Source organism: Streptomyces sp. NPDC050856 (assembly GCF_040653855.1).
Lineage (GTDB): Bacteria > Actinomycetota > Actinomycetes > Streptomycetales > Streptomycetaceae > Streptomyces.
Window position 1 is genome coordinate 1 of sequence record NZ_JBFAGV010000008.1, and the last position, 18,998, is coordinate 18,998.

At 74.7% G+C, this 18,998-nt stretch carries 17 protein-coding genes; 3 read left to right on the forward strand and 14 right to left on the reverse strand.

From position 1 onward, the window contains the following. Positions 1 to 72: 72 nt before the first annotated feature. Together AB0H53_RS09985 and AB0H53_RS09990 are read right to left on the reverse strand one after the other, a co-directional pair. Entirely contained in the window at positions 73 to 255 is a 183-nt protein-coding gene (locus tag AB0H53_RS09985; RefSeq protein ID WP_362109476.1) for a CsbD family protein, read from the reverse strand. A gap of 60 nt (positions 256 to 315) precedes the next feature. After that, positions 316 to 522 (reverse strand): hypothetical protein, encoded by a 207-nt coding sequence (locus tag AB0H53_RS09990; RefSeq protein WP_362109478.1) that lies wholly within the window; start codon positions 520 to 522, stop codon positions 316 to 318. Between the two features lie 223 nt (positions 523 to 745). Here AB0H53_RS09990 and AB0H53_RS09995 point away from each other — a divergent pair, with 223 nt between their 5' ends. Next, complete coding sequence (locus AB0H53_RS09995; protein WP_362109480.1) at positions 746 to 1,249, forward strand: DUF1360 domain-containing protein; 504 nt, start codon at positions 746 to 748, stop codon at positions 1,247 to 1,249. Positions 1,250 to 1,434: 185 nt separating this feature from the next. Here AB0H53_RS09995 and AB0H53_RS10000 read toward each other — a convergent pair whose 3' ends face one another. From AB0H53_RS10000 to AB0H53_RS10050, 11 genes are all read right to left on the reverse strand, one after another. Continuing rightward, on the reverse strand, positions 1,435 to 2,376 hold the full coding sequence (locus tag AB0H53_RS10000; RefSeq protein WP_362109482.1) for a Rieske 2Fe-2S domain-containing protein: 942 nt from the start codon (positions 2,374 to 2,376) through the stop codon (positions 1,435 to 1,437). Further along, positions 2,373 to 3,179 (reverse strand): cytochrome c oxidase assembly protein, encoded by an 807-nt coding sequence (locus AB0H53_RS10005; protein WP_362109484.1) that lies wholly within the window; start codon positions 3,177 to 3,179, stop codon positions 2,373 to 2,375. Before AB0H53_RS10005 ends, AB0H53_RS10000 begins: the two co-directional genes overlap by 4 nt. Further along, the gene (locus AB0H53_RS10010) at positions 3,176 to 3,559 is read right to left on the reverse strand and encodes a DUF2243 domain-containing protein (RefSeq protein ID WP_362109816.1); all 384 of its coding nucleotides are present in this window, start codon (positions 3,557 to 3,559) and stop codon (positions 3,176 to 3,178) included. The genes AB0H53_RS10005 and AB0H53_RS10010 overlap by 4 nt, the downstream gene beginning before the upstream one ends. A 190-nt stretch (positions 3,560 to 3,749) precedes the next feature. After that, positions 3,750 to 4,463, reverse strand: a complete 714-nt coding sequence (locus AB0H53_RS10015) for a phosphodiesterase (RefSeq protein ID WP_362109486.1) — start codon at positions 4,461 to 4,463, stop codon at positions 3,750 to 3,752. A gap of 108 nt (positions 4,464 to 4,571) precedes the next feature. Continuing rightward, a complete protein-coding gene (locus AB0H53_RS10020; protein WP_362109488.1) occupies positions 4,572 to 5,675 on the reverse strand; it encodes a glutamate--cysteine ligase in 1,104 nt (367 codons plus the stop codon). A gap of 203 nt (positions 5,676 to 5,878) precedes the next feature. Next, positions 5,879 to 7,093, reverse strand: a complete 1,215-nt coding sequence (locus AB0H53_RS10025) for a GNAT family N-acetyltransferase (RefSeq protein ID WP_362109490.1) — start codon at positions 7,091 to 7,093, stop codon at positions 5,879 to 5,881. A gap of 65 nt (positions 7,094 to 7,158) precedes the next feature. Beyond that, positions 7,159 to 8,295, reverse strand: a complete 1,137-nt coding sequence (locus AB0H53_RS10030) for an XdhC/CoxI family protein (protein WP_362109492.1) — start codon at positions 8,293 to 8,295, stop codon at positions 7,159 to 7,161. Between the two features lie 39 nt (positions 8,296 to 8,334). Then, positions 8,335 to 9,768 (reverse strand): NCS2 family permease, encoded by a 1,434-nt coding sequence (locus AB0H53_RS10035; RefSeq protein ID WP_362109494.1) that lies wholly within the window; start codon positions 9,766 to 9,768, stop codon positions 8,335 to 8,337. Between the two features lie 233 nt (positions 9,769 to 10,001). After that, positions 10,002 to 12,410, reverse strand: a complete 2,409-nt coding sequence (gene pucD, locus AB0H53_RS10040) for a xanthine dehydrogenase subunit D (protein ID WP_362109496.1) — start codon at positions 12,408 to 12,410, stop codon at positions 10,002 to 10,004. Between the two features lie 5 nt (positions 12,411 to 12,415). After that, entirely contained in the window at positions 12,416 to 13,033 is a 618-nt protein-coding gene (locus AB0H53_RS10045; RefSeq protein WP_362109498.1) for a (2Fe-2S)-binding protein, read from the reverse strand. A gap of 2 nt (positions 13,034 to 13,035) precedes the next feature. Beyond that, a complete protein-coding gene (locus AB0H53_RS10050; protein ID WP_362109500.1) occupies positions 13,036 to 13,926 on the reverse strand; it encodes a xanthine dehydrogenase family protein subunit M in 891 nt (296 codons plus the stop codon). A 341-nt stretch (positions 13,927 to 14,267) separates the two neighbouring features. Between AB0H53_RS10050 and AB0H53_RS10055 the strand changes: the two genes are divergently transcribed. After that, a complete protein-coding gene (locus AB0H53_RS10055; protein ID WP_362109502.1) occupies positions 14,268 to 16,055 on the forward strand; it encodes a PucR family transcriptional regulator ligand-binding domain-containing protein in 1,788 nt (595 codons plus the stop codon). Between the two features lie 87 nt (positions 16,056 to 16,142). Next, positions 16,143 to 16,955, forward strand: a complete 813-nt coding sequence (locus tag AB0H53_RS10060) for a pentapeptide repeat-containing protein (RefSeq protein WP_362109504.1) — start codon at positions 16,143 to 16,145, stop codon at positions 16,953 to 16,955. 168 nt (positions 16,956 to 17,123) lie between these two features. Here AB0H53_RS10060 and AB0H53_RS10065 read toward each other — a convergent pair whose 3' ends face one another. Continuing rightward, positions 17,124 to 18,911 carry an ABC transporter ATP-binding protein gene (locus tag AB0H53_RS10065; protein WP_362109818.1) on the reverse strand — a complete coding sequence of 596 codons (1,788 nt, stop codon included), beginning with the start codon at positions 18,909 to 18,911 and terminating at the stop codon, positions 17,124 to 17,126. Positions 18,912 to 18,998: the final 87 nt, after the last annotated feature.

Here is an 18,998-nt window from a genome sequence, read left to right on the forward strand (position 1 = left end):
GGGCGGGGTCGCCCGGGTCAACACGACCTCCGCCGGGCCACCGCTCCGTGTGGGTTCGCGCTGCCGCTCGCGCTACCGCTTGAAAGCGTCCTTGATCTTCTTGCCCGCCTGGCGCAGGTCGCCCTTGGCTCGCTCACCGCGGCCCTCGGCGGTCAGTCGCTCGTTGCCGACGGTGCGGCCGGCCGCCTCCTTCGCCGCGCCTTCGACCTGCTCGGCCTTGGCCTTGGCGGCGGAAGTCCTCTTGCTGCGGGTCATGGTCGCGCTCCTTCCTGAGAAGGTGCGTGTTCCCCGCGCCGGCCCGCGCAAAACGCCTTTTCAGCTCTGCTCGGCATATTCCGGACTCTCCCGGCGCTCGGCGCGCCTCTCGCGTTCCGGCCGGTCCTCCTGCTCCCATCCCCGGTGGTGCAGGTCCCAGCTCAGCATCCGGTCGGCCTGCCGGTGGGTGAAATCCGCCAGCTTTCTCGTTTCGGTGAGGACGTCTCCGTGTTCCTTGACCAGCTGGTCGTATATCGGCGAGCTCATGAGGGGGGTCTCCTTCGGGCGCGGGCAACGGGAGCCGGGGCGGACCGGCCCTCCGCCGTCTGCCCGCGAAGACGGAGATCATGCCGGCCTTCCCCGCCGTGCCGCCGCGCGCGGTTCGCCCTACCGTGACGGGGAAGGCGGCCCGGAACGCGACGCGGGGACCGCGGACGAGGCGGCCGGCGCGCGGCACGTGCAACGACGAGCAGAGACGGAGGCGACGCTCATGGCGGACCTCTTGGGGCGGGTACGGCGGACCTATGCCGGCGGGGCGGACCGGCCGCTGGGCGGTTACGCGGCGGCCCTGACGGCCTTCGGCACCTACACGGCGGCCTGGGCGATCGCGGTGCGGCGCTCGGGGCGGCCGCTGCCGGAGCGGCCCGAACCCTGGGACCTGGCGCTGACGGCGGTGGCGACGTTCCGGCTGAGCAGGCTGCTCAGCAAGGGCACGGTGACCAGTCCGCTGCGCGCGCCGTTCACCCGGTACGAGGGGCCGGAAGGCCCCGCCGAGGTGGGCGAGGAGCCGCGCCACGGGCGCCGGGAGACCGTCGGCGAGCTGCTGACCTGCCCGTTCTGCATGAGCGTGTGGATCGGCACGACGCTGACCGCGAGCCGGGTGCTGTGGCCGCGGGCGACGCGGACGGCCATGTCGGCCGTGGCGGCGGTGGCCGGTTCGGACGCGCTGCAGTTCGCGTACACGGCGATGTCCGAGAAGGTCACCAAGGACTGAGCGGACCCGTTCCCGGCGGGCCGGACCCCCGGCGCGGACCCCGTACCGCTCGGCGGCGGGGTGCCGCGCCCGCTCGACGGCCCGGTGGACCGGTCCACCGGGCCGTTCCGCCGTCAGGGGCCGTCGGCACGGCCGGTACGGCCCCTCGGCGCCCGTGGGCGAAGGGGGCTGGACGACCGCCGGGATCAGGCCGCTTCCTCCCCCTCGTCCTGCTCAGCCCGGCCGGTGTGGCGCAGCCTGGCCTCGACGCGGCCGTCGACCACACGGGTGTCGAACGCCGGCTGCGGCGCTGTCGCCGGGCCCCGGACGTTCCACCCGTCGGCCAGCCGGAACACGCTGCCGTGCCAGGGGCACCGGACGCACCCGTCGGCGATCTCACCCTCGGACAGCGGCCCGGCCAGGTGGCTGCACCGGTCGGCGAGGACCCGCACGGTGTCCCCGCTCTCCCGGACCACCAGGACGGCCACGTCGTCGACATGGCGCCGCGCCGCCCGGCCTGCCGGGAAGTCGGCCAGGTCACCGAGGGGGTGCCAGCCCGGTGACACCAGGTGCGGGACCTCCTCGGCGTGGTTCGCCCCCGACGCCTGCCGGTAGGCCATGTGCCCGCCCAGCGCGCCGCCCGCGGACACGGCCGTCAGACCGGCCAGGCCCAGCACCCGGCCCAGGCCCTCGCGGCCCTTGGAACGGGCGGCCAGCGAGCCGGCGTACAGGGACGCGGCGGTCACGTTCGCCGCGGCGTGGACCAGGCCGACGCGCCGCTGCTGCCGGTGCAGCTCGGCCCAGTCGGCCCAGCCCGCCGCCGCCGCCGGGCCGACGGCCAGCAGGCCCACGCCGATCAGGGCGCGCGCGCCGCGCCGCTGCCCCGGCCAGAAGTCCAGGACCGCCGCCGACAGCCACGCGCCGATGGGGACCTGCACCATCAGCGGGTGGACGGGGTGGCCGAGCCGCCGCCCGTGCAGGGCGTCCCGGGCCCGCCCCAGGGGTGCGGAGCGCACCGCGAGCTGGAGGGCGTCGATCACCCGGTCGGCCTTCGGCCAGCGTTCCAGCCGGTCGAGCGCCGCGAGCATCCGGCCCGGCCCGCGCCCCGGTCCCGGCTGAGTTCCTTGCTGCCTGTGCGTAGGGTTCATGTGGCGCGAGTAGCCGCGCTCAGCCGCCGGAAACGCGCCCGGGCCCGGCCGGTGGCGGCGTACCACTGCACGGCGAGCACGGTGGCCAGCGCCAGGTCGACCAGGTCGCCGCCGTAGTACATCACCTGGGCGCCGGCCCTCAGGTCGGCGGCGGCGAAGGCGGTGCCCGGCGGGGGCGAGGCGTACAGCGACTTGGCGAGGACCGCGTGGGCGGCCCCGGCGGCCAGCAGGGCGCCGCCGCGCCAGGCGAGGCTCCAGCCGTGGCGCACCGGATCGCGCTGGCACACGCAGAAGGTGAACAGCGCGCCGGCCGCCAGTACGTGGAGGTGGACCACCGCGCCCACCAGCGGCTCGTGGTGGGCGGTGGCCAGCAGGGGGGTGCGGTACAGCAGCCACAGGCCGCCCATGTCCAGCAGCGCGGCCAGCGGTGGGAAGCACAGCAGGGCGGCGGGCCGGGAGCCGGTCACGGCGAGCAGGGCGCGGCGGGCGGTGCCGGGCGGCAGCGTCCGCAGGGCCAGGGTCATCGGCCGGGCCACCACCAGTGGTACGGGAGCGGCCATGGCGATCACCAGGTGCTGCGCCATGTGGGCGGTGAACGGCCCGCCGGGCAGCGGGGCCACGGCCGCGGCGGCGAGGGCCGCGCCCCCGGCCGTGAACGAGGCGTCGCGGTACCGGGGCCAGGCGTCGCCCCGCCGGCGCAGCCGGGCGGCCGCCGCCAGGTACCCGGCGACGGCGACCACCGTGGCCAGGGCGACCAGCGGCAGCACCGGGTCCGGCCCGGTGTGGCCGGGCGCGGGGGTCACCGGTGGTGGCGCCGGGCGCGTACCGCGAGGACGGCGCCGGCGGCGAGCAGGGCGAGGCCGGCCGCGTTCCAGGCCACGTCGTAGCCGGTGACGTCGACGCCGTAACGGATCTGGTGCACCCGCAGCAGTTTGTGGTCGACGGTGCCGTCGAAGAGCTGGAAGGCCCCGAGGCCGAGGAGGAGCCCCGCCAGGGCGTGACGGCGGTCCAGGGCGCGGCGCCGGCGCAGGTCGGCGTGGAGGGCGAAGCCGGCGACCAGCCCCAGCAGCTCGGCGGTGTGCAGCAGCCCGTCGGAGAGCAGGCCGACGGCGGGGGTGGAGCGGTCGTAGAAGTGGTGCCAGCCCAGGATCTGGTGGAAGACGATCTCGTCGACGGCGGCCATGGCCGCCGCGCCGATCAGCGCCCAGACGAGCAGCGAACGCCGGGTGTCCGGCCCCGCTCCGCGCCCCGTACCGGAACCCGCTCCGGACGCCCCTCCCGGGTCCGGGCCGGCGCCGGGGCCGCCGGGGTCCGTGGCGCCGGCGTCCGTGGCGTCGCGGGGGCCCGGTCGCCGGCCGCGCCCCCGGGCGGGGTCAGCCATGGCGGGCGCCCGCCCGGTCGGCGCGACCGTGCCGGGAGCCGCTGTAGGCGGCGATCCGCAGGTCGCGCAGGCGGGCGGTGGGGCGCAGACCGGGCACGCTGTGGGCGTAGGGGTCGTAGCCGGGGGAACTGGTGGGCGGGGCGTCGCCCGGTGCCCGGACGGTCAGGGTGGCGAAGGACCGCCAGGGCTCGCCGGGCGCCGCCGCGCGAAGGTCGAAGGAGACCGGCGCCCGGCCCAGGGCCTCCCGCAGCGCGGGCAGGCCGCCTGGGACGCGGCGCGGTCCGTGGCGCACCGGAAAGGCGGCCAGTACGCGCTCCCGGTCGCCCGCGCGGTACGACACCAGGGTGGAGTACGGCCCGCCGATGGCGTCGCGCCGGGGCAGCGGCAGGTGCCGGCCCAGCCGGCCGGCGCCGCTGGAGGTGAGGAGCAGGTCCAGGGGGGCGCCCGGGCCGCCGGCGTCCGCCACGCGCAGGGCGAGCCCGAGGCCGTCGGGCAGCCCGCCGGGCAGGCCCGCCGCGCGCGACCACCGGACGGCCACGTCGTAGAGCCCCGGCCGGTCGAGCCAGCCGCCGCCCCACCGGCCGTTGTCGCTGCCGGGCACGTCGAGCACTCCGGCGCAGTTCAGGCCGCTCGGGTGCAGGGCGGGGGCGGAGCGCCGCCGGGCGATCCGGCGGGCGATGTCGAAGGCCCGCTGTTCGAGCAGCACGGGTGTCTCCTTCCGGCGGCTGCCTTCTTGCCGTGACGTTCCGGCAACGGGACACCCGGGTACCCCGGCGCACGCCGGGGGAACCGGTCCCGTGCGCCGGGGCGCCGGTTACTCCGCGCCGTCCGACTGGGTGCGGCGGACACAGGCGGCGACGACCTCGCGGAGGCTGCCGGTGCGGTTGAGCAGGTCGCGCTGGACGCGGGCGCCGTTGCCGTCGCGCAGCAGCCGGGCGATGCCCTCGCGGGCGTAGGCCAGGTCGCCGTTGTCGTCGAGGGCGTCCGCGACGTGGTCGAGCAGGGCGCGTACGACGTGCTCGGCGGGGGCGGGGAGCATCGTCAGGGGATCGATCAGCTCGTCGTCCAGGCCCGAGCGGCCGGCCCGCCAGGAAGCCACCCGCAGCAGCCCGACGCCGTGCCGGGCCGGAGGCACGCCCTCGCGCCACTCGCGGGCGGCCGTGTCGACCAGGCCGCGGGTGAGGGTGGCGATCAGCGCGGTGGTGGAGGCGTCGAGGCAGACGTCGGCGGCGCGGACCTCCACGGTGGGGTAGTTGCGGGAGAGCCGGGCGTCGAAGTAGATCATCCCCTCGTCGTGCAGCACCCCGGTGCCGACCAGGTCGCTCACCTGCTGGTGGTAGCGGTCGGCGGAACCGAAGATCTCCACCGGGCCGGCCGAGGGCCAGCGGCCCCACACCCGGCTCCGGTAGCTGGCGTACCCGCTGTCGCTGCCCTGCCAGAACGGCGAGTTCCCGCTCAGCGCCAGCAGCACGGCCAGCCACGGGCGGATCCGGTCCAGGACGGCGACGCCTTCCTCGTCCGACTCGACCGACACATGGACGTGGCAGCCACTGGTGAGCTGCTCCTGCGCGGTCAGGCCGAAGTGCTCCTGTATCCAGCGGTAGCGCTTGCCCTCGCTGACCGCCGGCCCGGCGGGCAGCGGCGAGGTGGCCAGGGCGGCCACGGCCGCGCCGACCTCGCCCGCGTGCCGGGCGGCCTCGGCCCGCCAGCGCCGGATCTCGGCACCCAGCTCCCCCATGTCCGTGCGGGGGTGGGTGGCGAACTCCAGCTGCTGTGCCTGGAGCTCCTTCTCGAACGCGTTCTCACCGTCCCGGCTCTCCTTGGCCGCGATCGCCAGTACGGCCGTGGACAGGGCACGCGGCTCGCCGCTCTCCGGGTCAACCAGGAGGAGTTCTTCCTCCACTCCGACACTGCGCAACGAAAAGCCCGCCTTTCCGATCGCGTCCCGCGGGGTGTCGCGGGGCGCTTCATCATCCCGGCCGGTGCCGTGCCTCGCACGGTCGCGAACGCCGGTACCGGGGAATGTGGCGTGTTCCCGCCGGGTGCGGATCGAACCCCGTGTGTTCCGGCGCACCGGCGGGGGCCGGCCGGCGCGGGTGCGCCTGCGGGGGGCCGGCGCGGTCAGAACTCGTCGGCCGTGTTCGGCAGCAGCTCGGTGCGCAGCGCGTCGTCCAGCTTGGCCGCGGACCCCGGGGTGTGCTCGGTCACCAGACCGGCGCGGACCAGTTCGCGGACGCGGGTGCCGCCGAGGTAGCAGGCCGCCAGGTCCCGCACCCCGAGGGTGAGGTCGGCCGGGTCACCGGTCGGTTCGTACCGGCAGCCGCGCGCCGAGGCGGTGAGGCGGAAGCGGCCGTGGTTGGCCCGCAGGTGGTCGTCACGGACCTCCAGGACCAGGTCGGCGCTCACCGCCCAGGCCCGGGCGGTGAGCGCCGCGCGCACGTCGACCAGGCGCACCCACAGGGCCGGGAACTGCCCGGTGACCCGTACCTGGTCGCGGTCGGCGGCGAAGTGCAGCAGCGGATCGTCCGGCGGGCGGCCCCACGCCCGGACCGTGCCGGTGAGGTCGATGGAGGCGAGGTAGCGCCACAGGGCGGCGGCGACGGCCGGGGTGTCCGCCTCCAGCTCGTCGACGCGGACGAGTCCGGGGGCACCGGTCGCGTCGTCGCCGGCCCTGGTGCGGTAGACCGCGTACCCGGCCGGGGGCTCGCCGAGGGCCACGGTCCGGGGCGGTGACAGTTCGTCGTCCTCCTCGTCCTCCTCGGCCAGCCACTCGCCGCGCCAGCGCTCCGGGTCCCGGGCGATCCGGCCGGCCCGCCCGCTCCGGGTGGCGTCGAAGTACGGGCCGACGACCTCGGGCACCCGGGCCGCGTCGACCAGCCGCAGCGGCCGCGCGTCGGGCTCCACGCGCAGGGCGAGCGGGCGCCGGGAGTCGATCTCGACGCTGAGGCCCTGGGTGGCGGGGCCGAAGCCGAAGCGGCCGTAGATGGCGTCCTCGGACGCCCACAGCGCGGCCAGTGGCGCGCCGCGCGCGGCGCCGCGCCGGAACACCTCGGCGAGCATGGCGGACAGCACCCCGCGGCGGCGGTGGGTCGGCGCGACCGCGACGAAGGTGAGCCCCGGGCAGGGCAGTTCGCCGCCGGGCACGGAGAGGGTGAAGGGGTGGGCGGCGAGGAAGCCGACCAGGGCGCCGCCGTCGTACGCCCCGACGCGCTCGCAGCGCAGCAGCAGCTCACGGTGGTGCTCGCGGCGCTCTGCCGCCGGGCGGTCGTGGAAGACCAGGTACACGAGCTCCAGGGCGCGGTCGGCATGCGCCTCGGGCACGTCACGGATGTCCATGCTCCGGACCCTAGGCCTCCGGCGGCGGGCGGACACCCGGGTTTTCCGCCGCCCCGCGGTCCGGGTCAGGCCACGGAACCGAGCCGGCCGGCCGGGGCGCCGGGGCCGTCGTGGTGGATGGGGGTGTGGGCGCCGGTGAGGGGGACGCCGGTGCCGCCGCGGCGCTCGGCGACGATCTCCGCGGCGATCGACAGGGCGGTCTCCTCCGGCGTGCGGGCACCGAGGTCGAGGCCGATCGGGGAACGCAGGCGGGCCAGTTCCAGCTCCGTGACACCGACGGCGCGCAGCCGTTCGTTGCGGTCCTCGTGGGTGCGGCGGGAGCCCATCGCGCCGACGTAGGCGACGGGCAGCCGCAGCGCGAGCCGGAGCAGGGGCACGTCGAACTTGGCGTCGTGGGTCAGTACGCACAGGGCGGTACGGGAGTCCACCCGGGTGGCCGCGAGGTAGCGGTGCGGCCACTCGATCACGATCTCGTCGGCCTCGGGGAAGCGGGCCGGGGTGGCGAAGACCGGGCGGGCGTCGCACACGGTGACGTGGTAGCCGAGGAACTTGCCCACCTTCACCAGTGCCGACGCGAAGTCGATCGCGCCGAAGACGATCATGCGGGGGGCGGGCACGCTGGACTCGACGAGCAGGGTCAGGGGGCGGCCGCAGCGCGAGCCCTCCTCCCCGATGACGACCGTGCCGGTGCGGCCCGCGTCCAGCAGGGCGCGGGCCTCGGCCGCGGCGGTGCGGTCGAGCTGCGGGTGGCCGCCGAGGGCCCCCTCGTACGAGCCGTCCGGGCGGACCAGCAGAGCCTGCCCGAGCAGCTCCGCCGGTCCGTCGGTGATCCGGGCGAGGGCCGCCGCCTCCCCGGAGGCGGCGGCCGACAGGGCGGCGGGGCAGACCCCGCCGCGAACCGGGGTGACGAGGATGTCGATGACTCCGCCGCAGGTCAGACCGACCGCGAAGGCGTCCTCGTCGCTGTAGCCGAAGCGTTCCAGGACGGTCTGGCCGTCCTCGATCGCCTGCCGGCACAGGTCGTAGACCGCGCCCTCCACACATCCGCCCGAGACCGACCCGACAGCGGTGCCCTCGCTGTCGACGGCGAGTGCCGCTCCCGGCTGCCGGGGCGCGCTGCCGCCGACCGCCACCACGGTGGCGACGGCGAAGTCACGTCCCTGCTCGACCCACCGGGTGAGTTCCTCGGCGATGTCCAGCATGTCGGGCCTCCTTGTCCAGACGGATGTGCGGCGGGTGCCTCAGTGCGCGGTACCCGTCGCGAAGTAGAAGATGAACACCGCGGAGAGAACCCACATGAGAATGCTGGGCTCGCGCCACTTGCCCTGCGCGGCCTTGATGGCGCAGTACGCGATGACGCCCGCGCCGACACCGGTGGTGATGGTGTACGTGAACGGCATCAGCACCACCGTGAGGAAGACCGGGACGGCGACGGACCAGTCGGTCCAGTCGACGTGCCGGGCGTTCTGCAGCATCATCGCGCCGATGACGACCAGGGCCGCGGAGGCCACCTGGCCGGGCACCAGCTGGGTGAGCGGGGTGAAGAACAGGCAGGCGGCGAAGAACAGGCCGGTGACCGTGGCCGAGAGTCCGGTGCGGGCGCCCTCACCGACGCCGGTAGCGGACTCGATGAAGACGGTCTGGCCGGAGGCGCTGGTGGCGCCGCCGATCGCGCCGCCCGCGCCGTCGATGAACAGCGCCTTGTTCAGACCGGGCATCCGGCCCTTGGCGTCGGCGAGCCGCGCTTCCTGCCCGACGGCGATGATGGTGGCCATGGCGTCGAAGAAGCCCGCCAGCACCAGGGTGAAGACGATCATGCCGACGGTGGTGACGCCGAGCTGTTCCCAGCCCCCGAACTCGACCGCGCCGAGGAGCGAGAAGTCCGGCAGGGACACCACGCTGCCGTGCAGGACGGGCGCCTTGGCGCCCCACTCGCCCTCGCCGATCAGTCCGGTGGCGGTGGCCACCACGGAGATGACGGTGCCGACGACGATGCCCAGGAGGATGGCGCCGGGCACCTTGCGGGCCTGGAGCATGAAGATGAGCAGCAGCGTGACGGCGAAGAGCACCACCGGCCAGCCGGAGAGCGAGCCGCCCACCCCGAGGGCGACGGGGTTGCCCTTGCCCACGAAGCCCGCGTTGACGAACCCGATCATCGCGATGAACAGGCCGATGCCCATGGTGATGCCGTGCTTCAGGGCCAGCGGGATGGCGTTCATGATGACCTCGCGGACGCCGGTGACGACGAGGAGGCAGATCACGCCGCCGTAGATCACGCACATGCCCATGGCCTGCGGCCAGGTCATGTGCGGGGCGACCTGCGTGGACAGGACGCCCGCGACGCTCAGCCCGGCCGCCAGGGCGAGCGGGACCTTCCCGATGACGCCCATCGCCAGGGTGGTGACCGCCGCGGCGAGCGCGGTGGCGGTGATGAGCGCCGGCTGGCTCAGCTTGTCGCCGAGCGCGTCGGGACCGCCGAGGAGCAGCGGGTTGAGCAGGAGGATGTACGCCATGGCCATGAAGGTCGTGACGCCGCCGCGCACCTCACGCGCGACCGTGGATCCTCGGTGGGTTATGTGAAAGTACCGGTCGAGCCAAGACCGCCCGGCGGGAACGCGGGAGCCGGAGCCCGCGTCTTCGGCGACGGTCTTCGGCTCCACTGACGACTGGGTCATGGTGCCTACTCCCAAGGTTCATAGGGGCACCCGCAGAAAGCGCTGGAGATCGCGGGATTTGGGATGGTGCGTGGGCTGCACGACCCGGGGGACGGCCCGAGACGAACGGGGTGAGGCGTGGGGGACGAAGCGTGGGGGTGCTTCGGTCGTGTTCCGGATACTGCGTGGGGAGCTCCGGGCGGCGCGTGCCGTGGACTTGTGACGTTCCGGTGAGGCGCGCGCCGCCCGGAGGGCTACTGGGTGCCGGTGAGGTGCTCGGGGCGTACCGGCGTCTTGTTGAGCTCCAGCCCCGTCGCGTTCCGGATCGCCGCGAGGACGGCCGGGGTGGACGACAGGGTCGGGGCCTCTCCGATGCCGCGCAGCCCGTAGGGCGCGTGGTCGTCGGCGAGTTCGAGCACGTCGACCGGGATGGTCGGGGTGTCGAGGATGGTGGGGATCAGGTAGTCCGTGAAGGAGGGGTTGCGCACCTTCGCGGTCTTGGGGTCGACGATGATCTCCTCCATGACCGCCACGCCCAGGCCCTGGGTGGTGCCACCCTGGATCTGGCCGATGACGGACAGCGGGTTGAGCGCCTTGCCGACGTCCTGGGCGCAGGCCAGCTCGATGACCTTCACCAGGCCCAGTTCGGTGTCGACCTCCACCACCGCCCGGTGGGCGGCGAAGGAGTACTGGACGTGGCCGTTGCCCTGCCCGGTGCGCAGGTCGAACGCCTCGGTCGGGCGGTGGCGCCACTCGGCCTCGATCTCGACGACCTCGCCCTCCAGCACGTCCACCAGGTCGGCCAGGACCTCGCCGCCGTCGGTGACGACCTTGCCGCCCTCGAGCAGCAGCTCGGCGGTGGCCCAGGCCGGGTGGTAACTGCCGAACCTGCGCCGGCCCAGCTCCAGGACCTTCTCGCGGACCAGTTCGCAGGAGTTCTTGACCGCGCCGCCGGTGACGTAGGTCTGGCGGGAGGCGGAGGTGGAGCCGGCGGAGCCGACCTGGGTGTCGGCCGGGTTGATGGTCACCTGGGTGACCCCGAGCTCGGTGCGGGCGATCTGCGCGTGGACGGTGATGCCGCCCTGGCCGACCTCGGCCATCGCGGTGTGGACGGTGGCGACCGCCTCGCCGTTGATCACCTCCATGCGCACCTTGGCGGTGGAGTAGTCGTCGAAGCCCTCGGAGAAGCCGACGTTCTTGATGCCGACCGCGTAGCCGACGCCCCGGACGACGCCCTCGCCGTGCGTGGTGTTGGACAGCCCGCCGGGCAGCGCGCGGACATCGGCGCCCTCGGTGGACTCCCACTGGCGCTCCGGAGGCAGCGGGCGCGCCTTGACGCGGCGCAGCAGCTCGGCGACCGGGGCGGGCGAGTCGACCGGCTGGCCGGTCGGCATCAGGGTGCCCTGTTCCATGGCGTTGAGCCGGCGGAACTCCACCGGGTCCATGTCCAGCTTCTTCGCGAGCTTGTCCATCTGCGCCTCGTAGGCGAAGCACGCCTGGACCGCGCCGAAGCCGCGCATGGCGCCGCAGGGCGGGTTGTTGGTGTAGAGGGCGATGGCCTCGATGTCGACGTGGTCGATGACGTAGGGGCCGGCGGCGAGCGAGGAGGCGTTGCCGACGACGGCCGGGGAGGCGGAGGCGTAGGCGCCGCCGTCCAGCACGATCCGGCACTTCATGTGCGTGAGCTTGCCGTCCTTGGTGGCGCCGTGCTCGTACCAGAGCTTCGCCGGGTGGCGGTGGACGTGGCCGAAGAAGGACTCGAACCGGTTGTAGACGATCTTGACCGGCTTGCCGGTGCGCAGCGCCAGCAGGCAGGCGTGGATCTGCATCGACAGGTCCTCGCGGCCGCCGAAGGCGCCGCCGACGCCGGAGAGCGTCATGCGGACCTTCTCCTCGGGCAGGCCGAGGACGGGGGCGATCTGGCGGAGGTCGGAGTGCAGCCACTGGGTGGCGACGTACAGGTCGACGCCGCCGTCCTCGGCGGGCACGGCGAGGCCGGACTCCGGGCCGAGGAAGGCCTGGTCCTGCATGCCGAAGACGTACTCGCCGGAGACGATGACGTCGGCCTTCGCGGCGGCCTCGTCGGCGTTGCCGCGCACGATCGGCTGGCGGTGCACGATGTTGGGGTGCGCCACGTGACCGGCGTGGTGGTCGTCGCGGCCGGGGTGCAGCAGCGGCGCGTCGGGGGCGGTCGCGGAGGCCTCGTCGGTGACGACGGGCAGCTCCTTGTACTCGACCTTGATCTTGGCGGCGGCGCGGCGGGCGGTCTCCGGGTGGTCGGCGGCGACCAGGGCCACCGGCTCGCCGTGGTGGCGTACGACGCCGTTGGCGAGCACCGGGGTGTCCTGGATCTCCAGGCCGTAGTTCTTCACCTCGGTGGGCAGGTCCTCGTAGGTGAGGACGGCGTACACCCCGGCCCGGGCGAGGGCCTCGGAGGTGTCGATGGAGACGATCTCGGCGTGCGCGACCGTGGAGCGCAGGATCTGGCCCCAGAGCATGTCCTCGTGCCACATGTCCGAGGAGTAGGCGAACTCGCCGGTGACCTTCAGGGTGCCGTCGGGGCGCAGGGTGGACTCGCCGATGCCGCCCCTGGTCTTCGAGCCCTGGGTGACCTTGGTGGGAGTGCCGGCCGGGGTGGCGGCGACTCGGTTGTCGGTTGCCATCGGGATCAGACCGCCTCTCCCTGACGTTCCTGGCGGGCCGCCGCGAGGCGGACGGCGTCCAGGATCTTCTCGTAGCCGGTGCAGCGGCAGAGGTTGCCGGAGAGCGCCTCGCGGATGTCCTCGTCGGACGGGGAGGGGTTGCGTTCCAGCATCTCGTCGGCGGCGACCAGCAGGCCGGGGGTGCAGAAGCCGCACTGCACGGCGCCCGCGTCGATGAACGCCTGCTGGATCGGGGAGAGCTCGGTGCCCTCCCCGGTCTGGGAGTCGCTGGCCCCGTCGGAAGGGCGGGCCTGCCAGCCACGGGCCTCCTGGAGGGACGTGCCGGAGGAGCCGCAGGCACCGGTGCCGCACGCGCCGCCGTGTTCGGAGCGCTGCCTCGCGTAGTCGGCGAGGCCCTCGACGGTGACGACCTCGCGGCCCTCGACCTGGCCGGCGGCGACCAGGCAGGAGCAGACCGGGACGCCGTCCAGGCGGACCGTGCACGAGCCGCACTCACCCTGCTCGCAGGCGTTCTTGGAGCCGGGCAGACCCAGGCGTTCCCGCAGCACGTACAGGAGGGACTCGCCCTCCCAGACGTCGTCGGCCTCCTGCGGACGTCCGTTGACGGTGAAATTGACACGCATCGTTATGCAGCTCCTTCAAGGGCGCGGGCGGTGCCGCGGTACTGCTCCCAGGTCCAGCCCAGCGTGCGGCGGGCCATGATGCCGACGGCGTGCCTGCGGTACCTGGCGGTGCCCCGCACGTCGTCGATCGGGTTGCAGGCGCCGGAGGCGAGCTCGGCGAACTGCTTGGCGATCGAGGGGGTGATGACCCTTCCGCTGTCCCAGAACCCGCCCTCCTCCAGCGCGGCGTTCAGGAAGTCCTCGGCGGCCCGGGCCCGCACCGGGGTGGGGGCGGCGGAGCCGATACCGGTGCGCACGGTCCGCGTCTCGGGGTGCAGCGCCAGGCCGAAGGCGCACACCGCGATCACCATCGCGTTGCGGGTGCCCACCTTGGAGTACTGCTGGGGACCGTCGGCCTTCTTGATGTGGACGGTCTTGATGAGCTCGTCGGGCCGGAGCGCGTTGCGCTTGACGCCCGTGTAGAACTCGTCGATGGGGATGAAGCGGGAGCCGCGCACCGACTCCACCTCCACCTCGGCGCCGGCGGCCAGCAGGGCCGGGTGCGCGTCACCGGCCGGGGAGGCGGTGCCCAGGTTGCCGCCCACCCCGCCGCGGTTGCGGATCTGGGGCGAGGCGACGGTGTGGGAGGCGAGCGCGAGGCCCGGCAGCTCCGCCCGCAGGTCCGCCATGATCCGGCTGTAGGGCACGGAGGCGCCCAGCCGGACGTTCTCCTCGCCGACCTCGAACTCGCTCAGCAGCTCGATGCGGTTGAGGTCGAGGAGGTACTCGGGCCGTCGGTGGTCGAAGTTGATCTCGACCATGACGTCGGTGCCACCCGCGATGGGCACAGCCGTGGGGTGCTCCGCCTTCGCGGCGAGCGCCTCCTCCCAGCTGGCGGGGCGAAGGAAGTCCATGAGTGGCTCTCTTCTGTGTGATCCGGTGAGACGTGATCCGAGTGATCCACGTGATCCGTGATCCGAGTGGTCGGGTCGTTCGCCGGGGCGCGGGGGACGGCCGGGCCTCGTCTTCGTCTTCATGTTCATGTGCTGTTAACGCCTGGTGCGCCAAGTACACCCAGCGGTGCTCCACCCGGTGCAGTCACCGAAACCATGAAGGAGTTGGCTGGCCGCCCGTCCCGTCTTGTAGATTCGAACGAAAGGCGAGGGGCAGTAACCTCTCCGTTTCCCCCCGGAAACGGTGGCCACAGGTCACCGTCCACAACGAGACACCCACGAGAGAGATCGGCGGCGACGAGATGCGGCTGCGCGCACTGCTGGAGACCGACGCGCTGGGGCTGCGGTTGCTCGGCGGCGAGGACGAGCTGGACCGCACCGTCCGCGGCGTGATGACCACGGACCTGCGTGATCCGAGCCGGTACCTGTCCGGCGGCGAGCTGGTGCTCACCGGGCTGGCGTGGCGGCGGGACTCGGCCGACTCCGAGCCGTTCGTCCGGATCCTCTCGGGTGCCGGGGTGGCGGCCCTGGCGGCGGGCGAGGCGGAGCTCGGCGCGATCCCCGACGACCTGGTCCAGGCGTGTTTGCGCCACCGGCTACCGCTTTTCGCGGTGCATGAATCCGTTGCGTTCGCGACGATCACCGAGCATGTCGTTCGACAGGTGTCGGGCGAGCGGGCCGGCGACCTCGCGGCTGTCGTGGATCGCCACAGGAGGCTGATGACCTCGGGTCCGGCGGGCGGCGGACCCGAGGTCGTCCTCGACCTGCTCGGCTCCGACCTGGACCTTCACGCCTGGGTCCTCTCCCCCACCGGGCGGCAGATCGCGGGCGCGGGCGCCCCGCTGCCGGACGGCCTGGGCACCGTCCTGGCCGCCGAGCACCTGGCGGCGACCCGCACCGGACGGCGCGGACCGCACCGCGCGGCCGTGGCCGGTGCGACGTACTCGCTCTTCCCGATCCGTAACACCGGGCGGGGCGCCACCCCCGCGTCCCGGGACGTGCGGGAGACCGTGCTGTCGGACTGGCTGCTGGCGGTGGAGGCGGACGCCGGCGACTGGCCGGCCGCCCGGCTGGACCTGCTGCAGGGCGTCACCCAGCTGATCGCCGTCGAGCGCGACCGGCGGGAGGCGGCGCGCACGGTGCGGCGCCGGCTGGCCCAGGAGGTGCTGGAGCTGGTGCAGACCGGCGCCCCGCCGGCCGAGATCGCGGCACGGCTGCGGGTGGCCGCGCCGGTGCTGCTGCCGGGTCTGGGCACGGCACCGCACTGGCAGGTCGTGGTGGCCCGGGTGGAGTGGGGGCAGGAGGGCGCCGCCACGGGCACGGGCCCCGGCGCCGGTACGGCGGGGACGGCGGGCGCCGCGGTCCGCCCGGCCGTGGAGGGCGGGCCGATCGCCCAGTCCCTGCTGGAGGAGATCCTGGTCGACCCGGCCACGTCCGGCCCGGAGTCGGCCGACCGGATCGCGGTGGCGCACACGGGTGACGAGGCCGTCGCGCTGGTGCCGCTGCCGGCCGTCGCCGGACCCGACGGGACGATGGCCGAGGGCGGCGGCGAGGGCGGCCCGGCGGGCTCGGCCGGCGGCTCCGCGGAGGCTGCGGGGCTGCACGCGGACGCGCTGCTGGCCGCGGTACGCGAACCGCTGTCGGCCGGCCTCGCCGACGACGGGCGGCTCACACTGGGCGTGAGCGCGGCCGTGCACTCGGCCGAGGGCCTGCGCGGGGCGCTGGAGGAGGCGCGGCACGCCCGACGGGTGGCGGCGGCGCGGCCGGGCCGGGTGTGCGCGGCGGGCCACCACGAGCTGGCGTCGCACGTGCTGCTGCTGCCGTTCGTGCCGGACGACGTGCGGCGGGCGTTCACCGCCCGGCTGCTGGACCCGCTGCGGGACTACGACCGGCGGCACCGGGCGGAGCTGATCCCGACCCTGGAGGCGTTCCTGGACAGCGACGGCTCGTGGACGCGGTGCGCGAGCCGGCTGCACCTGCACGTGAACACGCTGCGGTACCGGGTGGGGCGGATCGAGCAGCTGACGGGGCGTGACCTGTCGCGCCTGGAGGACAAGTTGGACTTCTTCCTCGCGCTGCGCATGTCCTGACGTCCCGCCCGGTCCACGGGATCATCCGAAGCGGGCCCGGACCGCCGTCCGGCGCCACTCACCGAAGAGAGCGGAAAGCACCACCTGATGTCCGAACCCAAGGACGACCTCCGCGGCGACTGCGCCGACTGCTTCGGGCTGTGCTGTGTGGCGCTGCCCTTCGCCGCGTCGGCCGACTTCGCCGCCGACAAGCCCGCCGGGAAGCCGTGCGGCAACCTGCGCGCGGACTTCCGCTGCGGCATCCACACCCGCCTGCGCGACGAGGGCTTCCCCGGCTGCACGGTGTACGACTGCTTCGGCGCCGGCCAGAAGGTCTCCCAGGTCACCTTCGGCGGCCGGGACTGGCGGCGGGCCCCCGGGACCGCCTCCCGGATGTTCGCGGTCTTCCCCGTCGTACGGCAGCTCCACGAGCTGCTGTGGTACCTGACCGAGGCGCTGGCCATGAAGCCGGCCGACACGCTGCACGGCGAGATCCGCGCCCTGCTCGACGAGACCGAGCGCCTCACCCTCCTCCCCGCCGGTGAGCTCGCCGGGCTGGACGTCACCGCCCATCGCCGGGCAGTGGGCGATCTGCTGCTGCGCGCCAGCGAGCTGGTCCGGGCCGGGGTGCCCGGCAGGAAGAAGAACCGCCGGGGCGCCGACCTGATGGGTGCCCGGCTGAAGGGTGCCGACCTGCGCGGGGCGAACCTGCGCGGCGCCTGCCTCATCGCGGCCGACCTCACCGGCGCCGACCTGCGCCGGGCCGACCTCCTCGGGGCGGACTTCCGGGACGCCCGGCTGGCGGGGGCGGACCTCACCGGAGCCCTCTTCCTCACCCAGCCCCAGGTGAACGCGGCACGCGGGGACGCCCGGACGAAGCCGCCCGGTTCGCTGTCCCGTCCGGCGCACTGGTCCGCCTAGGACGGCCCCGCCCCTGGCCTCGGGCGGCGGGCGTGCGGGCCCGGCGTGCGGGCCCGGCGTGCGGGCCCGGCGTGCGGGCCCGGCGTGCGGGGAGGTGGGCGGGCCCGGCGTGCGGGGAGGTGGGCGGGCGGCGGGACGGGCGGGACCGGGCCGCGGGGTACCGCCGGCTCAGCGGGCGGGGCGTTCGGCGCGCGGCACCGGCGCGGCGGGGGACGGGCGCAGCATCTGGCCCGCGGCCAGCGCCCGGTAGACGGAGCTGGTGGCGAGCAGTTCCTCGTGCCGTCCGCAGGCCGTGGCCCGGCCGTGGTCCAGCACCACGATCCGGTCCGCGTGCTGGACCGTGGACAGCCGGTGGGCGATCACCAGGACCGCGCACTCCCGAGCGGCGTCGCGCATCACGGCCGTCAGCGCCGACTCGTTGATGGCGTCCAGATGGGAGGTCGGCTCGTCCAGCAGGAGCAGGGAGGGCCGGGCCAGCAGGGCGCGGGCGAGGGCGACCCGCTGGCGCTCCCCCGCCGACAGGGTGGCGCCTCGCTCGCCGAGCATCCCCGAGAGTCCGCCGGGCAGCCGCCGGACGACGCCTTCCAGCCGGGCCAGTTCCACGGCCCATCGCACCTCGGCGTCGGTGGCCTCCGGTACGGCGTAGGTGATGTTGTCCCGCAGCGTCCCGTGCACCACATGGGTGTTCTGGTCGACCACGGCGATACGGGCCCGGCACTGGCCGCGGGTCAGCTCGGCCGCCGGCCGGCCGTCGAACAGCAGGGTGCCGGAGTCCGGCTCGTAGAACCTCGCCACCAGGGCGAAAATCGTGCTCTTGCCCGTGCCGGAGCGGCCGACCAGGGCCGTCTGGCCGCGGTGCGGAACCGTCAGCGAGACGCCGCGCAGCACCGGCCGGTCCGGGTGGTAGCCGAAGCGGACGTCCCGCAGGGCGAGGGCGGGGACCTCGCCGGCCGCTGCCGGGCCGGGGCCCGTCGCGCGGGGGCCCGCCGTCGACTCGGGTCCGGTGGGCCCGGTGGCGGGTCCGGTGGGCTCGGCCGGCAGGGCCAGGGCCCGCTGGATGCGCTGGTGGGCGCCCATGCCGCGCTGGATCAGGCCGACCGCGCGGAAGACCGACGACAGCGGCAGTACCAGGAAGGAGGCGTACAGCAGGAAGGCGACCAGGTCTCCGAGCGAGCCCGCGTTCCCGTTCACCCGCAGGCCTCCGACGACCAGGACGATCAGGAAGGAGCCCTGGACGGCGAGTTCGACCGCGGGGCTCATCACGGACGCCAGCTTCGCGGTCCGCACCCCTGCCTCGTACGCCTCCTCCACCCGCTCCCCGATGCGGGCCGCCTCCCGCGCCTCGGCCCGGTGCACCCGCACCATCGGCAGGGCCCCGAGCGCCCGCTCCAGGTCGGCGGCGATCGCGCCGACGGAGTTCTGCATCCGCTCGGACGCCGCCCGGATGCCCGCGAGCAGGGAGGCCACCACCACCGCCGCAGCGGCCACGGTCAGGGCGACCAGGAGCAGCAGCAACGGGTCGAGCCACAGCATCAGGACGACGGCGCCGGCCGCGACGAGCGCCCCGGTCACCAGGTCGACCAGCGCCTGGGCCACCACCTCGCGCAGCAGGGTGGTGTCGGCGGTGACCCGGGAGATCAGGTCGCCGCCACGGTGCCGGTCGTACTCCCTCATCTCCAGCCGGAGCAGCCGTCCGACCAGGCTGTGGCGGAGCTGCCGTACGACGCCCTCCCCCATGCGCTCCAGTACGAGGCGCCCCACGGCGCCGGTCGCCGCCTCGGCGACGAACAACCCGCCCAGCAGCGCCAGCAGCGGCCAGGAGCTCCGCCCCGTTCCGCTCGCGTCCACGACGTGCTTGGCGACCATCGGCTGTGCCAGGCCGAGGGTGGAACCCGCCAGGGTGAGGACGGTGGCGGTGACGAGGGAGGCCCGGTGCCCGGCGGTGAGCCGGTACATGGTGGCGACGGCCGCCCGGGTGGAGCGGTCGGCCACCTCACCGGGGGGCGCCTCGCCACGGGCCACCCCACCGGGGGGCACGCCACG

Coding starts and splice junctions, on each gene's coding strand:
- AB0H53_RS09985 (WP_362109476.1), bottom strand. CDS start 255: ATGACCCGCAGCAAGAGGACTTCCGCCGCCAAGGCCAAGGCCGAGCAG.
- AB0H53_RS09990 (WP_362109478.1), bottom strand. CDS start 522: ATGAGCTCGCCGATATACGACCAGCTGGTCAAGGAACACGGAGACGTC.
- AB0H53_RS09995 (WP_362109480.1), top strand. CDS start 746: ATGGCGGACCTCTTGGGGCGGGTACGGCGGACCTATGCCGGCGGGGCG.
- AB0H53_RS10000 (WP_362109482.1), bottom strand. CDS start 2,376: ATGAACCCTACGCACAGGCAGCAAGGAACTCAGCCGGGACCGGGGCGC.
- AB0H53_RS10010 (WP_362109816.1), bottom strand. CDS start 3,559: ATGGCCGCCGTCGACGAGATCGTCTTCCACCAGATCCTGGGCTGGCAC.
- AB0H53_RS10025 (WP_362109490.1), bottom strand. CDS start 7,093: ATGGACATCCGTGACGTGCCCGAGGCGCATGCCGACCGCGCCCTGGAG.
- AB0H53_RS10030 (WP_362109492.1), bottom strand. CDS start 8,295: ATGCTGGACATCGCCGAGGAACTCACCCGGTGGGTCGAGCAGGGACGT.
- AB0H53_RS10035 (WP_362109494.1), bottom strand. CDS start 9,768: ATGACCCAGTCGTCAGTGGAGCCGAAGACCGTCGCCGAAGACGCGGGC.
- pucD (WP_362109496.1), bottom strand. CDS start 12,410: ATGGCAACCGACAACCGAGTCGCCGCCACCCCGGCCGGCACTCCCACC.
- AB0H53_RS10045 (WP_362109498.1), bottom strand. CDS start 13,033: ATGCGTGTCAATTTCACCGTCAACGGACGTCCGCAGGAGGCCGACGAC.
- AB0H53_RS10050 (WP_362109500.1), bottom strand. CDS start 13,926: ATGGACTTCCTTCGCCCCGCCAGCTGGGAGGAGGCGCTCGCCGCGAAG.
- AB0H53_RS10055 (WP_362109502.1), top strand. CDS start 14,268: ATGCGGCTGCGCGCACTGCTGGAGACCGACGCGCTGGGGCTGCGGTTG.
- AB0H53_RS10060 (WP_362109504.1), top strand. CDS start 16,143: ATGTCCGAACCCAAGGACGACCTCCGCGGCGACTGCGCCGACTGCTTC.
- AB0H53_RS10065 (WP_362109818.1), bottom strand. CDS start 18,911: ATGTACCGGCTCACCGCCGGGCACCGGGCCTCCCTCGTCACCGCCACC.